14 protein-coding genes, 2 tRNA genes and 17 other annotated features are annotated in these 13,047 nt (G+C 48.5%); of the genes, 9 read left to right on the top strand and 7 right to left on the bottom strand.

Features of this window, described 5'->3' with window-relative positions; translation table 11 throughout:
* From ssaO to ssaU, 7 genes are all read left to right on the top strand, one after another.
* Positions 1-378: a secretion system apparatus protein gene (gene ssaO / locus STM1416; RefSeq protein ID NP_460381.1), complete on the top strand. Its 378-nt coding sequence runs from the start codon at positions 1-3 to the stop codon at positions 376-378.
* Positions 354-359: a ribosome-binding site (putative RBS for ssaP; RegulonDB:STMS1H001648), on the top strand. It overlaps the preceding gene by 6 nt.
* Positions 354-733 (top strand): secretion system apparatus protein gene (ssaP, locus tag STM1417; protein NP_460382.1). Within the gene, positions 359-733 belong to an annotated coding region; the region does not span the whole gene. The genes ssaO and ssaP overlap by 25 nt, the downstream gene beginning before the upstream one ends.
* Positions 707-712: a ribosome-binding site (putative RBS for ssaQ; RegulonDB:STMS1H001649), on the top strand. (Overlaps the previous gene by 6 nt.)
* Positions 707-1,682 (top strand): secretion system apparatus protein gene (ssaQ, locus tag STM1418; RefSeq protein NP_460383.1). Within the gene, positions 714-1,682 belong to an annotated coding region; the region does not span the whole gene. The genes ssaP and ssaQ overlap by 27 nt, the downstream gene beginning before the upstream one ends.
* 64 nt (positions 1,683-1,746) lie before the next feature.
* Positions 1,747-1,752: a ribosome-binding site (putative RBS for ssaR; RegulonDB:STMS1H001650), on the top strand.
* Positions 1,747-2,397, top strand: a protein-coding gene (gene ssaR, locus STM1419) for a secretion system apparatus protein (RefSeq protein ID NP_460384.1). Within the gene, positions 1,750-2,397 belong to an annotated coding region; the region does not span the whole gene. (Overlaps the previous feature by 6 nt.)
* Positions 2,390-2,395, top strand: a ribosome-binding site (putative RBS for ssaS; RegulonDB:STMS1H001651). Its footprint overlaps the gene before it by 6 nt.
* The gene (ssaS, locus tag STM1420) for a secretion system apparatus (RefSeq protein NP_460385.1) occupies positions 2,390-2,660 on the top strand. Within the gene, positions 2,394-2,660 belong to an annotated coding region; the region does not span the whole gene. The genes ssaR and ssaS overlap by 8 nt, the downstream gene beginning before the upstream one ends.
* Positions 2,656-2,661, top strand: a ribosome-binding site (putative RBS for ssaT; RegulonDB:STMS1H001652). Its footprint overlaps the gene before it by 5 nt.
* The gene (ssaT, locus tag STM1421; protein ID NP_460386.1) for a secretion system apparatus protein occupies positions 2,656-3,440 on the top strand. Within the gene, positions 2,661-3,440 belong to an annotated coding region; the region does not span the whole gene. Its footprint overlaps the feature before it by 6 nt. The genes ssaS and ssaT overlap by 5 nt, the downstream gene beginning before the upstream one ends.
* Positions 3,432-3,437, top strand: a ribosome-binding site (putative RBS for ssaU; RegulonDB:STMS1H001653). It overlaps the preceding gene by 6 nt.
* Positions 3,432-4,495, top strand: a protein-coding gene (ssaU, locus tag STM1422; protein ID NP_460387.1) for a secretion system apparatus protein. Within the gene, positions 3,437-4,495 belong to an annotated coding region; the region does not span the whole gene. The genes ssaT and ssaU overlap by 9 nt, the downstream gene beginning before the upstream one ends.
* Positions 4,496-4,645: 150 nt before the next feature.
* On the opposite strand, the gene valW is transcribed toward ssaU, so the two are convergent.
* The 3 genes from valW to ydhE form a co-directional block, all read right to left on the bottom strand.
* Positions 4,646-4,719, bottom strand: a tRNA-Val gene (gene valW, locus STM1423).
* A 13-nt stretch (positions 4,720-4,732) separates the two neighbouring features.
* Positions 4,733-4,806 (bottom strand) — tRNA-Val (gene valV, locus STM1424).
* A 161-nt stretch (positions 4,807-4,967) separates the two neighbouring features.
* The gene (gene ydhE, locus STM1425) for a putative MATE family transport protein (RefSeq protein NP_460388.2) occupies positions 4,968-6,352 on the bottom strand. Within the gene, positions 4,968-6,341 belong to an annotated coding region; the region does not span the whole gene.
* Positions 6,347-6,352 (bottom strand) — a ribosome-binding site (putative RBS for ydhE; RegulonDB:STMS1H001654). Its footprint overlaps the gene before it by 6 nt.
* 191 nt (positions 6,353-6,543) lie before the next feature.
* Positions 6,544-6,549, top strand: a ribosome-binding site (putative RBS for ribE; RegulonDB:STMS1H001655).
* On the opposite strand from ydhE, the gene ribE reads away from it, so the two are divergent.
* Positions 6,544-7,199 (top strand): riboflavin synthase, alpha chain gene (gene ribE / locus STM1426; RefSeq protein ID NP_460389.1). Within the gene, positions 6,558-7,199 belong to an annotated coding region; the region does not span the whole gene. It overlaps the preceding feature by 6 nt.
* Before the next feature lie 41 nt (positions 7,200-7,240).
* Here ribE and cfa read toward each other — a convergent pair.
* Both cfa and ydhC read right to left on the bottom strand, forming a co-directional pair.
* Positions 7,241-8,400, bottom strand: a protein-coding gene (gene cfa / locus STM1427; protein ID NP_460390.1) for a cyclopropane fatty acyl phospholipid synthase. Within the gene, positions 7,241-8,389 belong to an annotated coding region; the region does not span the whole gene.
* Positions 8,395-8,400: a ribosome-binding site (putative RBS for cfa; RegulonDB:STMS1H001656), on the bottom strand. It overlaps the preceding gene by 6 nt.
* A gap of 278 nt (positions 8,401-8,678) precedes the next feature.
* The gene (gene ydhC / locus STM1428; protein NP_460391.1) for a putative MFS family transport protein occupies positions 8,679-9,895 on the bottom strand. Within the gene, positions 8,679-9,884 belong to an annotated coding region; the region does not span the whole gene.
* Positions 9,890-9,895, bottom strand: a ribosome-binding site (putative RBS for ydhC; RegulonDB:STMS1H001657). Its footprint overlaps the gene before it by 6 nt.
* A 91-nt stretch (positions 9,896-9,986) precedes the next feature.
* Positions 9,987-9,992: a ribosome-binding site (putative RBS for ydhB; RegulonDB:STMS1H001658), on the top strand.
* Here ydhC and ydhB point away from each other — a divergent pair.
* The gene (gene ydhB / locus STM1429) for a putative LysR family transcriptional regulator (RefSeq protein ID NP_460392.1) occupies positions 9,987-10,929 on the top strand. Within the gene, positions 9,997-10,929 belong to an annotated coding region; the region does not span the whole gene. (Overlaps the previous feature by 6 nt.)
* On the opposite strand, the gene purR is transcribed toward ydhB, so the two are convergent.
* The gene (purR, locus tag STM1430) for a transcriptional repressor for pur regulon, glyA, glnB, prsA, speA (GalR/LacI family) (RefSeq protein ID NP_460393.1) occupies positions 10,926-12,047 on the bottom strand. Within the gene, positions 10,926-11,951 belong to an annotated coding region; the region does not span the whole gene. The genes ydhB and purR overlap by 4 nt on opposite strands.
* Positions 11,904-11,922, bottom strand: a protein binding site (putative binding site for PurR, RegulonDB: STMS1H000348). (Overlaps the previous gene by 19 nt.)
* Positions 11,961-11,966: a ribosome-binding site (putative RBS for purR; RegulonDB:STMS1H001659), on the bottom strand.
* Positions 11,990-12,008: a protein binding site (putative binding site for PurR, RegulonDB: STMS1H000352), on the bottom strand.
* Positions 12,023-12,031: a -10 signal (putative -10_signal for purR; RegulonDB:STMLTH004488), on the bottom strand.
* Positions 12,039-12,047 (bottom strand) — a -35 signal (putative -35_signal for purR; RegulonDB:STMLTH004488).
* Positions 12,048-12,418: 371 nt before the next feature.
* The gene (gene sodB, locus STM1431) for an iron superoxide dismutase (RefSeq protein ID NP_460394.1) occupies positions 12,419-13,013 on the bottom strand. Within the gene, positions 12,419-13,000 belong to an annotated coding region; the region does not span the whole gene.
* Positions 13,008-13,013, bottom strand: a ribosome-binding site (putative RBS for sodB; RegulonDB:STMS1H001660). Its footprint overlaps the gene before it by 6 nt.
* Positions 13,014-13,047: the final 34 nt, after the last annotated feature.

Genomic DNA, 13,047 nt, shown 5'->3' on the forward strand with positions numbered 1-13,047 from the left:
ATGGAAACTTTGCTGGAGATAATCGCGCGGCGTGAAAAGCAATTACGCGGCAAGCTTACCGTACTTGATCAGCAGCAACAGGCGATTATTACGGAACAGCAGATTTGCCAGACGCGCGCTTTAGCAGTGTCTACCAGACTGAAAGAATTAATGGGCTGGCAAGGTACGTTATCTTGTCATTTATTGTTGGATAAGAAACAACAAATGGCCGGGTTATTCACTCAGGCGCAGAGCTTTTTGACGCAACGGCAGCAGTTAGAGAATCAGTATCAGCAGCTTGTCTCCCGGCGAAGCGAATTACAGAAGAATTTTAATGCGCTTATGAAAAAGAAAGAAAAAATTACTATGGTATTAAGCGATGCGTATTACCAAAGTTGAGGGAAGTCTTGGGTTGCCATGCCAGTCTTATCAGGATGATAACGAGGCGGAGGCGGAACGTATGGACTTTGAACAACTCATGCACCAGGCATTACCCATTGGTGAGAATAATCCTCCTGCAGCATTGAATAAGAACGTGGTTTTCACGCAACGTTATCGTGTTAGTGGCGGTTATCTTGACGGTGTAGAGTGTGAAGTATGTGAATCAGGGGGGCTAATCCAGTTAAGAATCAATGTCCCTCATCATGAAATTTACCGTTCGATGAAAGCGCTAAAGCAGTGGCTGGAGTCTCAGTTGCTGCATATGGGGTATATAATTTCCCTGGAGATATTCTATGTTAAGAATAGCGAATGAAGAGCGTCCGTGGGTGGAGATACTTCCAACGCAAGGCGCTACCATTGGTGAGCTGACATTGAGTATGCAACAATATCCAGTACAGCAAGGGACATTATTTACCATAAATTATCATAATGAGCTGGGTAGGGTGTGGATTGCAGAACAATGCTGGCAGCGCTGGTGTGAAGGGCTAATTGGCACCGCTAATCGATCGGCTATCGATCCTGAATTGCTATATGGAATAGCTGAATGGGGGCTGGCGCCGTTATTGCAAGCCAGTGATGCAACCCTCTGTCAGAACGAGCCGCCAACATCCTGCAGTAATCTACCACATCAGCTAGCGTTGCATATTAAATGGACAGTTGAAGAGCATGAGTTCCATAGCATTATTTTTACATGGCCAACGGGTTTTTTGCGCAATATAGTCGGAGAGCTTTCTGCTGAGCGACAACAGATTTATCCTGCCCCTCCTGTGGTAGTCCCTGTATATTCAGGCTGGTGCCAGCTTACATTAATCGAACTTGAGTCTATCGAAATCGGCATGGGCGTTCGGATTCATTGCTTCGGCGACATCAGACTCGGTTTTTTTGCTATTCAACTACCTGGGGGAATCTACGCAAGGGTGTTGCTGACAGAGGATAACACGATGAAATTTGACGAATTAGTCCAGGATATCGAAACGCTACTTGCGTCAGGGAGCCCAATGTCAAAGAGTGACGGAACGTCTTCAGTCGAACTTGAGCAGATACCACAACAGGTGCTCTTTGAGGTCGGACGTGCGAGTCTGGAAATTGGACAATTACGACAACTTAAAACGGGGGACGTTTTGCCTGTAGGTGGATGTTTTGCGCCAGAGGTGACGATAAGAGTAAATGACCGTATTATTGGGCAAGGTGAGTTGATTGCCTGTGGCAATGAATTTATGGTGCGTATTACACGTTGGTATCTTTGCAAAAATACAGCGTAAACCTGATAAGAAAAATAATATGCGAACAATATAATAGCGTTCCAGGTCGTGTCATGAGAGATACAGTATGTCTTTACCCGATTCGCCTTTGCAACTGATTGGTATATTGTTTCTGCTTTCAATACTGCCTCTCATTATCGTCATGGGAACTTCTTTCCTTAAACTGGCGGTGGTATTTTCGATTTTACGAAATGCTCTGGGTATTCAACAAGTCCCCCCAAATATCGCACTGTATGGCCTTGCGCTTGTACTTTCCTTATTCATTATGGGGCCGACGCTATTAGCTGTAAAAGAGCGCTGGCATCCGGTTCAGGTCGCTGGCGCTCCTTTCTGGACGTCTGAGTGGGACAGTAAAGCATTAGCGCCTTATCGACAGTTTTTGCAAAAAAACTCTGAAGAGAAGGAAGCCAATTATTTTCGGAATTTGATAAAACGAACCTGGCCTGAAGACATAAAAAGAAAGATAAAACCTGATTCTTTGCTCATATTAATTCCGGCATTTACGGTGAGTCAGTTAACGCAGGCATTTCGGATTGGATTACTTATTTATCTTCCCTTTCTGGCTATTGACCTGCTTATTTCAAATATACTGCTGGCTATGGGGATGATGATGGTGTCGCCGATGACCATTTCATTACCGTTTAAGCTGCTAATATTTTTACTGGCAGGCGGTTGGGATCTGACACTGGCGCAATTGGTACAGAGCTTTTCATGAATGATTCTGAATTGACGCAATTTGTAACGCAACTTTTATGGATCGTCCTTTTTACGTCTATGCCGGTAGTGTTGGTGGCATCGGTAGTTGGTGTCATCGTAAGCCTTGTTCAGGCCTTGACTCAAATACAGGACCAAACGCTACAGTTCATGATTAAATTATTGGCAATTGCAATAACCTTAATGGTCAGCTACCCATGGCTTAGCGGTATCCTGTTGAATTATACCCGGCAGATAATGTTACGAATTGGAGAGCATGGTTGAATGGCACAACAGGTAAATGAGTGGCTTATTGCATTGGCTGTGGCTTTTATTCGACCATTGAGCCTTTCTTTATTACTTCCCTTATTAAAAAGTGGCAGTTTAGGGGCCGCACTTTTACGTAATGGCGTGCTTATGTCACTTACCTTTCCGATATTACCAATCATTTACCAGCAGAAGATTATGATGCATATTGGTAAAGATTACAGTTGGTTAGGGTTAGTCACTGGAGAGGTGATTATTGGTTTTTCAATTGGGTTTTGTGCGGCGGTTCCCTTTTGGGCCGTTGATATGGCGGGGTTTCTGCTTGATACTTTACGTGGCGCGACAATGGGTACGATATTCAATTCTACAATAGAAGCTGAAACCTCACTTTTTGGCTTGCTTTTCAGCCAGTTCTTGTGTGTTATTTTCTTTATAAGCGGCGGCATGGAGTTTATATTAAACATTCTGTATGAGTCATATCAATATTTACCACCAGGGCGTACTTTATTATTTGACCAGCAATTTTTAAAATATATCCAGGCAGAGTGGAGAACGCTTTATCAATTATGTATCAGCTTCTCTCTTCCTGCCATAATATGTATGGTATTAGCCGATCTGGCTTTAGGTCTTTTAAATCGGTCGGCACAACAATTGAATGTGTTTTTCTTCTCAATGCCGCTCAAAAGTATATTGGTTCTACTGACGCTCCTGATCTCATTCCCTTATGCTCTTCATCACTATTTGGTTGAAAGCGATAAATTTTATATTTATCTAAAAGACTGGTTTCCATCTGTATGAGCGAGAAAACAGAACAGCCTACAGAAAAGAAATTACGTGATGGCCGTAAGGAAGGGCAGGTTGTCAAAAGTATTGAAATAACATCATTATTTCAGCTGATTGCGCTTTATTTGTATTTTCATTTCTTTACTGAAAAGATGATTTTGATACTGATTGAGTCAATAACTTTCACATTACAATTAGTAAATAAACCATTTTCTTATGCATTAACGCAATTGAGTCATGCTTTAATAGAGTCACTGACTTCTGCACTGCTGTTTCTGGGCGCTGGGGTAATAGTTGCTACTGTGGGTAGCGTGTTTCTTCAGGTGGGGGTGGTTATTGCCAGCAAGGCCATTGGTTTTAAAAGCGAGCATATAAATCCGGTAAGTAATTTTAAGCAGATATTCTCTTTACATAGCGTAGTAGAATTATGTAAATCCAGCCTAAAAGTTATCATGCTATCTCTTATCTTTGCCTTTTTCTTTTATTATTATGCCAGTACTTTTCGGGCGCTACCGTACTGTGGGTTAGCCTGTGGCGTGCTTGTGGTTTCTTCTTTAATAAAATGGTTATGGGTAGGGGTGATGGTTTTTTATATCGTCGTTGGCATACTGGACTATTCTTTTCAATATTATAAGATTAGAAAAGATCTAAAAATGAGTAAAGATGACGTAAAACAGGAGCATAAAGATCTGGAGGGCGACCCTCAAATGAAGACGCGGCGTCGGGAAATGCAGAGTGAAATACAAAGTGGGAGTTTAGCTCAATCTGTTAAACAATCTGTTGCGGTAGTGCGTAATCCAACGCATATTGCGGTTTGTCTTGGCTATCATCCCACCGATATGCCAATACCACGCGTCCTGGAAAAAGGCAGTGATGCTCAAGCTAACTATATTGTTAACATCGCTGAACGCAACTGCATCCCCGTTGTTGAAAATGTTGAGCTGGCCCGCTCATTATTTTTTGAAGTGGAACGCGGAGATAAAATTCCTGAAACGTTATTTGAACCCGTTGCAGCCTTGTTACGTATGGTGATGAAGATAGATTATGCGCATTCTACCGAAACACCATAAATGCTTTTGGTATGCTTCTTCAGGCCACTGCGAAGGTTAAGAGGGTAATAGCGTATAGAGCAGTGCTTGACGATAAAGGTGAGAGACTGAAAATAATCGCTTTTAGCCTGGCACAAGCACCAGATAGCGTATTATAAAATTAAACAAGATAATGGATTGGTGCGTCTGAATGGACTCGAACCATCGACCCCCACCATGTCAAGGTGGTGCTCTAACCAACTGAGCTACAGACGCATTAAAATGATGGTGCGTTCAATTGGACTCGAACCAACGACCCCCACCATGTCAAGGTGGTGCTCTAACCAACTGAGCTATGAACGCAACGTTGTAGGTGACAACGGGGACGAATATTAGCGTCACAACCGCAATGAGGCAAGAGGGAAATCGCAATTTTCTTCCTGAAATCACCTGATTGCGGTGGAAATATGCAACATGTCGAGAAAATAGCCGCCATGCGACGGCTATCGTCGTATTATCGCGCAGCGCGCTGCAAAATGATGGCGGACGGCTGACGTTGTAGATAGCGCATCCGTAGCATCATTAACACCGCCGCCGAGGTCAGGCCGATGATGAACCCCATCCAGAAGCCTGCCGGTCCCATACGATCCACCACCAAATCCGTTAACGCCAGGATATAACCGCTGGGTAAACCTAACACCCAGTAGGCGGTAAAGGTGATAAAAAAGATGGAACGCGTATCTTTATAACCGCGCAGAATACCGCTGCCGATAACCTGTATAGAGTCGGAAATCTGGTAAACCGCAGCGAGCAGCATTAATTGCGCGGCAAGCGCCACGACCTCAGGGTTGTCATTGTAGAGCAAAGCAATATGCTTACGCAGAGTAACGGTAAAAATAGCGGTAACCACAGCCATACAAATGCCGACGCCTAAACCGGTACGCGCTGCGGTTTGCGCATCCAGCGTTGAGCCCTGGCCCAGACGATAACCCACTCGAATCGTTACCGCCGCAGCCAGCGACATCGGCAGTACGAACATCAGCGAGCTAAAGTTAAGCGCAATCTGATGACCGGCGACATCCACAATACCTAATGGCGAAACCAGCAGCGCAACGACCGCAAATAACGTCACTTCAAAGAACAGCGCCAGCGCAATCGGCAACCCCAGTTGAATCAGGCGCTTCATGACGACGCTATCGGGTTTGCCAAAGCCTTTTTCATTACGAATATCACGCATTGAACGCGCGTGTTTAATGTAAGAAAGCATGGCGATAAACATCACCCAATAGACCGCCGCAGTCGCAACGCCGCAGCCGATACCGCCGAGTTCCGGCATACCAAAATGGCCATAGATAAAAATATAGTTCACCGGAATATTCACCAGCAGGCCCAAAAATCCCATCACCATACCCGGTTTGGTTTTGGCCAGACCTTCGCACTGGTTTCGCGCTACCTGAAAGAAAAGGTATCCTGGCGCGCCCCACAGCAGCGCGCGAAGATAACCCACGGCTTTATCGGCCAGCGCCGGATCAATATTATGCATAGAGCGGATAATGTATCCGGCATTCCACAGGACGATCATCACCAGCACGGAGACAAAGCCCGCCAGCCAGAACCCTTGTCGAACCTGATGCGCGATACGCTCACGACGGCCGGAGCCATTGAGTTGCGCAATCACAGGCGTCAAGGCCAGCAGTAAGCCGTGACCAAACAAAATGGCGGGAAGCCAGATAGAGGTGCCGATAGCGACGGCAGCCATGTCCGTAGCGCTATAGCCTCCCGCCATGACGGTATCGACGAATCCCATTGCGGTCTGTGCCACTTGCGCAAGGATCACCGGTATTGCTAACGCTAATAACTGACGCGCTTCACTGGTATACTTCTGCACGTATTCACCTTTTATTTTGTTGTTATATGAAAGACTAAAAAGCCGCCGAAGTGGCAGCCAAAAGAAATAGCAGGGGAAATTTCAGTCTATTGTAGCGGGGTATTACTATTTCTCCAGTGAAAAAACAGTTGTTAACGGCGCATTGCTGGCAAGCTGTTTTTCCACCTGCTATTGTGCTGAACAGTTCTGCTTTTATTTATTTCAGGAGTTGAAGATATGTTTACGGGGATCGTACAGGGTACCGCGAAACTGGTATCGATTGATGAAAAACCCAACTTTCGCACCCATGTGGTGACGTTACCTGACTACATGCTGGAGGGGCTGGAGACGGGGGCGTCGGTAGCGCATAACGGATGCTGTTTGACGGTGACTGAAATAAACGGTAACCAGATAAGTTTTGATCTGATGAAAGAAACGTTGCGCATCACCAATCTGGGCGCGTTGAGGGTAGGTGATGAGGTCAACGTAGAGCGCGCCGCCAAATTCAGCGATGAAATCGGTGGTCATCTGATGTCGGGGCATATTATTACGACGGCGGAGATCGCGAAAATCCTGACCTCCGAAAATAACCATCAGGTGTGGTTTAAAGTGCAGGATGCGTCCCTGATGAAGTATATCCTGTACAAAGGCTTTATCGGCGTCGACGGCATCAGTTTGACCGTCGGCGAGGTAACGCCAACGCGCTTCTGCGTGCATCTCATTCCGGAAACGTTGGAACGTACTACGCTTGGCAGAAAAAAACTGGGTGAGCGTGTGAATATCGAGATCGATCCGCAAACGCAGGCGGTTGTCGATACCGTAGAACGCGTACTGGCTGCGCGAGAAAATGCGGTCAGAAATCAGGCCGACATTGGCTAACGGAAAATAAGATTCCCCCGCATGAAATGCGGGGGAGATGATTAGCGAGGAACGCGCAGTCCGTTTTCAACGCCGCGCGTAAATACCACCTGCCAAAGCTGGATATCACGCGCGCGAAACGCACCCGCGCAGGCGTTGAGATAATAGCTGAACATACGTTTAAAGCGCTCGTTATAATTGCCCGCAATCTCTGGCCAGGCATTGATAAAGCGCTCATGCCACGCCATCAGAGTCGTGTCATAGTCGGCGCCAAAGTTATGCCAGTCTTCCATTACAAAGTGTGATTCGCTGGCCTCGGCGATTTGACGAACAGACGGCAAACAACCGTTGGGGAAAATATACTTATTGATCCACGGATCGACATTATGATCGGTTTTTTTAGAACCAATAGTATGGAGCAGGAAAAGACCATCCGGTTTTAAATTCCTGTCAACGACCTCAAAATAGGTGTTGTAGTTTTTTGGCCCGACATGTTCGAACATGCCGACAGAGACGATTCGGTCAAACTGATCGTTAAGGTCGCGATAATCTTCGAGGAGAATGGAGACATCCAGACCTTCGCAACGCGTCTGCGCCATTTTTTGTTGTTCAGCGGAGATCGTTACGCCCACCACGCTAACGCCATAATGGGTCGCCATATATTGCGACAGGCCGCCCCAGCCGCAGCCGATATCCAGCACACGCATCCCCGGTTGTAGCTGTAGCTTTTCGCAAATTAATTTCAGCTTGGCTTGCTGTGCCGCTTCCAGCGTATCGGCATCTTTCCAGTAGGCGCAAGAATATTGCATATAGGGATCGAGCATACGGGAAAAAAGGTCATTACCAAGATCGTAATGTTCCTTGCCGACAATCCAGGCGCGTTTTTTACTTTGTAGATTAATCAGACGCGCGCCGAGGATACGGAGCGTATCTTTAACATGGTGGGGGAGTTGATTTTCAAGACCGGCACGTAAGACTTTGCTGAAGAAAATATCCAGACGCTCGCATTCCCACCAGCCATCCATGTAACTCTCACCTAACCCCAACGATCCTTCCTGAAGGACGCGTTTAAAAAAATCGGGATTCTTAACACGAATGTCAGACGGGGCGGAACCATTAATTGTAATATCCGCGCGACTTAACAATTCGTTGGCGATTCGGTACCAGTTATCATCCGGTACGCTGACTTCTTCTATACACGATGAACTCATAGTTTCTCCATCACTGGACGGTGATCAGAACCTTAAAACAGCGTAGACGCTTTTTTGGCTTTGTGAGAAATCCCACGGACAATTCCGTGAGCCAGTTATCCGACGTAGAACAGAGGAAGGGAGGAGCCCTTGCCGAAAAGGCCATCCATGGTGAATCGGGAACGCTCCGGTTCCCGTTAATGCCTAATAATTATCGTAATATAAACAACCGGGAATCAGTATAGGCCGCAATTTTTGATGATTCAACCGAAAATTGTTAGCGTGCTAATTACCAGCGGTTAACAAGTCTTTAGTGAGACTTGTCGTGGGCGACATTGGCATGGGGAAATCCGGTCTCAGCGCAATCTGCATGAGACTGCATTTTGTAACCTAACGCCGCCAGAACAACGGTAGAGAGCATTACGCTGGTGGTGGTCAGCAGCGGCGTGCTGATGAGCCATGAAACCACCAGGCTTGCCAGGAAACATAACCCCAGTTGCAGCGTATTTTGTAGCGCCGCAGCGCGCCCCGTGGCTTGAGGGAAAGGGCGTAACGCTTGCGCGACGACGATAGGGTAGATGGCACCATTAGCAATCGCCATTACGCAGAAAGGAATCAGGATCTCCACCAGTGAGGCATTATTCAGAAGGCCCGCTCCCCAGGTGGCGATAACGCTCAGCGCATACAGCCCTAACAGCCACGGAAGCAATTGGTAGCCCTGCCATTTTTGTAGCGCCGCGCGGCAACCATATCCGCCAATCAGAAAAGCGATGGTTTGCGGAACATAGCTCAGGCCAATCACTGCCGGGCTGTAACCCATCGCGCTGAGAATAAATGGGGACCCTGTTAGCCACGCAAAAAAGCTGGCGGAACAGGCGGCATAAATCAGCACATTACCGCGATAGGTTTTAGAGCGTAACAACGTCGCGAAAGTGAGTTTATCCTGTCCTTCGGTACGCGCTTTTCCCGATGGTTTTAAGCGCAGCGCTGGCAACATCAGCAACAACGTAATCACGAACAGGGTGGCGAAAATCGCCTGCCATGAGAAATGCGTCAGTATCCAGCTTCCCAGTAAGGGCGCAAGCGCCGGGGATAAGCCCACCAGTGGCATGATCGTGGCGAAGATACGGTTAATTTTTTGCGAAGGATAATAATCGGTCACCAGCGCTTGCCAGATTACCGTTGCCGCGCAAACGCCGACGGCCTGCACGAAGCGCAGCGTCAGCAGTGCTGCCGCGCTTTCTACCCACAGCATCCCCAGACTTCCGAGCGCAAAGATAGATAACCCCAGCAGTAAAATCGGTTTACGGCCATAACGATCCGATAGCGGTCCCCAAAGTAGTTGCGCGACGGCAAAGCCAGCTAAAAACAGGCTGAGGCTGGCGCTGACCGCGGCGGCAGGCGTTTGTAAATCCGCCTGTATGGCGGCAAACGCGGGTAGGTACATGTCCGTAGCCAGAAATCCCAGCACGCTAAGGCCGGCTAACCAGACTAAAAAACCTTTTCCAGGTTGCATATTTGTTTCTCTTTCTTATCAGACAGACATTGTCGCAGAGTGTAGGGAGTGAAATTACGGTTGTGAAACGTTAATATTTGTCCAGTGAATTCAAAATTTTTGTAGGCAAATTATGTGGTCGGAATACTCGCTTGAAGTGGTTGACGCCGTGGCGCGCAATGGCAGTTTTAGCGCGGCGGCGCAGGAACTGCACCGTGTGCCTTCAGCAGTCAGTTACACCGTTCGTCAGTTAGAGGAGTGGCTGGCCGTACCGCTTTTTGTACGACGTCACCGTGATGTTGAACTGACGCCTGCTGGCGTCTGGTTTTTAAAAGAAGGGCGTTCTGTTATCAAAAAAATGCAGATCACTCGCCAGCAGTGTCAGCAAATTGCTAATGGCTGGCGCGGGCAGTTAGCTATTGCGGTGGACAATATCGTCAGACCAGAACGTACCCGGCAGATGATCGTCGATTTCTATCGCCATTTTGACGATGTGGAACTGCTGGTTTTTCAGGAGGTGTTTAACGGCGTCTGGGACGCGCTCTCCGACGGGCGTGTCGAACTGGCGATTGGGGCGACGCAGGCGATTCCGGTAGGGGGGCGTTACGCTTTTCGGGATATGGGGACCCTGAGCTGGAGCTGCGTAGTGGCAAGCGATCACCCGCTGGCGTCGATGCCTGGGCCGTTAAGCGATGATACCCTGCGCAACTGGCCGTCGCTGGTCAGGGAAGACACTTCGCGAACCTTACCGAAACGGATTACCTGGCTGCTGGATAACCAAAAAAGGGTCGTCGTACCGGACTGGGAGTCATCGGCAACCTGCCTGTCGGCAGGACTATGCGTGGGAATGGTGCCGACGCATTTTGCCCGACAGTGGATAGACAGCGGAAAATGGGTGGCGCTGACGTTAGAGAATCCGTTTCCCGATGCGGCCTGTTGCGTGACGTGGCAGCAAAACGAGGCCTCGCCCGCGCTGGCATGGCTGCTGGACTATTTGGGCGATAGCGAAACGTTGAATCGGGAGTGGCTGCGGGAGCCAGAAGAGGCTCCCGACAGCGGGGATTAACGCCGATAGTCGCGGAACGGGCCGTCAGCGACCGAGCGACGCTCAACCAGGCGTGGATGAACTTCAATAGACTGTGACTCTTCACGCTTATTGACGATGCGATCCAATAGCATATTAAATGCGGTTTCGCCTAAAGAGTCTTTGGGCTGGTGAATCGTCGTCAGCGCCGGGGTAAAGTAACGGGCGTTACGCACATTGTCATAACCGATCACCGAAACGTCCTGCGGTACGCGAAGCCCCATTTCGTCAGCCGCGCAAAGCGCGCCCATCGCCATAATATCGCCGCCGCAGAAAACGGCGGTAGGGCGATGTGACTGCGATAAAATTTGCTGCATCGCGTGGTAACCGGATTCCGGCTCGAAGTCGCCCTGAACAATCCAGTTGTCCGGCACGTTGATCAGCGCCTCCTCCATGGCTTTCATAAAGCCTGCCAGCCGGCCCGCGCCGGTGTTGCGCTCCAGCGGGCCGGGAATAACGCCGATATCCCGGTGGCCGCGCTCAACCAGATAACGACCCGCCATATAGCCGCCTGCAAAGGCGTTATCAATCACCGTGTCGGTAAAATCGGCCTTCGCCTCGCCCCAGTCCATCACCACCATCGGAATATGGCGATACTCTTCCAGCATGGAAAGCAGAGGTTCTGGATACTCAGAACACATCACCAGCAGGCCATCCACGCGCTTTTGCGCCATCATGGACAGGTAGGCGCGCTGTTTTTCCAGGTTATTCCAGGCGTTGCCTAAAATCAGCGTATAGCCTTTCTGGAAACAGTTTTTTTCAACCGCCTCGATAATTTCGGCAAAATAGGCCGCTTCGCTGCTGGTCGCCAGTAAGCCTATCGACTTGGTATGGTTAACCTTCAGGCTACGCGCGACGGCGCTGGGAGAGTAGTGCAGCTCTTTAATTGCCGCCCAGACCGCGTTACGCGTTTCTTCAGCGACAAAACGCGTTTTGTTGATTACGTGTGATACAGTTGTAGTGGAAACGTTTGCCCGTTTCGCTACATCTTTAATTGTTGCCATTACATTTCACTCCAGACCCTCGCTAAGCTCCTGAGAAACGCCAGGTAAACGTTTGCCTACACACACCCTAATCGCAACATCAGGGTTGCGGCACGCCGGAAAAACGACACGGAACGTCAGGAAGGGGTCAATGGCCGTTACGCTAATTCAGTAAGCCTGGAATTTTGTCTGATCTTGAGGAAAAGGGGAAGCGTTAAAAACAGTTATCAATATAAAACATGAGAGATTTTTGTGCGGGAATGTGCAAAAATGCGCTATATCACTTTTTGTGTGGGAATAAAAAGGAGAAAACTTGATGAGTACCGACCTGAAATTTTCGTTGATTACTACGCTGATTGTTCTGGGCGTGATTGTCGCAGGTGGATTAACGGCCGCTCTGCACTGATTTCCTCTCTTCTGAGGGTGGGCGTCTCCTCTATTCTATCCCTCTCTAAAACGCAGAAGGCGTACCTTCTGCGTACTCAGACTTATGCGGCGAGATTTTTCGCAACAAATTCCCAGTTAACCAGCGCCCAGAAATGCTCCAGATAGTTTGGACGGGCGTTGCGGTAGTCGATGTAATACGCGTGTTCCCACACATCAACCGTCAGCAACGGCGTTGCATCCGTAGTCAGCGGCGTACCGGCATTTGAGGTAGAAACGATAGCCAGTTTGCCATCAGCGCTTTTTACCAGCCATGTCCATCCGGAACCAAAGTTTTTGATAGCGGCATCGGTGAATTGCGCTTTAAATTCCGCGAAGCTGCCAAAAGATGCCGCGATAGCATCAGCCAGTTTCCCGGTCGGTTCGCCGCCAGCGTTTGGCGCCAGGCAGTTCCAGTAGAAGGTGTGGTTCCACACCTGAGCGGCGTTATTAAAGATGCCGCCTTCGGAAGTGCGCACGATCTCTTCCAGCGATTTGCCTTCAAACGCCGTGCCTTTGATCAAATTGTTAAGATTGGTCACGTAAGTCTGATGATGTTTGCCATAGTGATATTCCAGCGTCTCAGCAGAAATATGCGGCGCCAGAGCATCTTTGGCATACGGTAATGCAGGTAATTCGAACGACATTGCTTCTCTCCTTATTATTAATATTGCGCACGCACAATACCCCTGGT

It is taken from the genome of Salmonella enterica subsp. enterica serovar Typhimurium str. LT2, assembly GCF_000006945.2.
Taxonomy (GTDB): Bacteria; Pseudomonadota; Gammaproteobacteria; order Enterobacterales; family Enterobacteriaceae; genus Salmonella; species Salmonella enterica.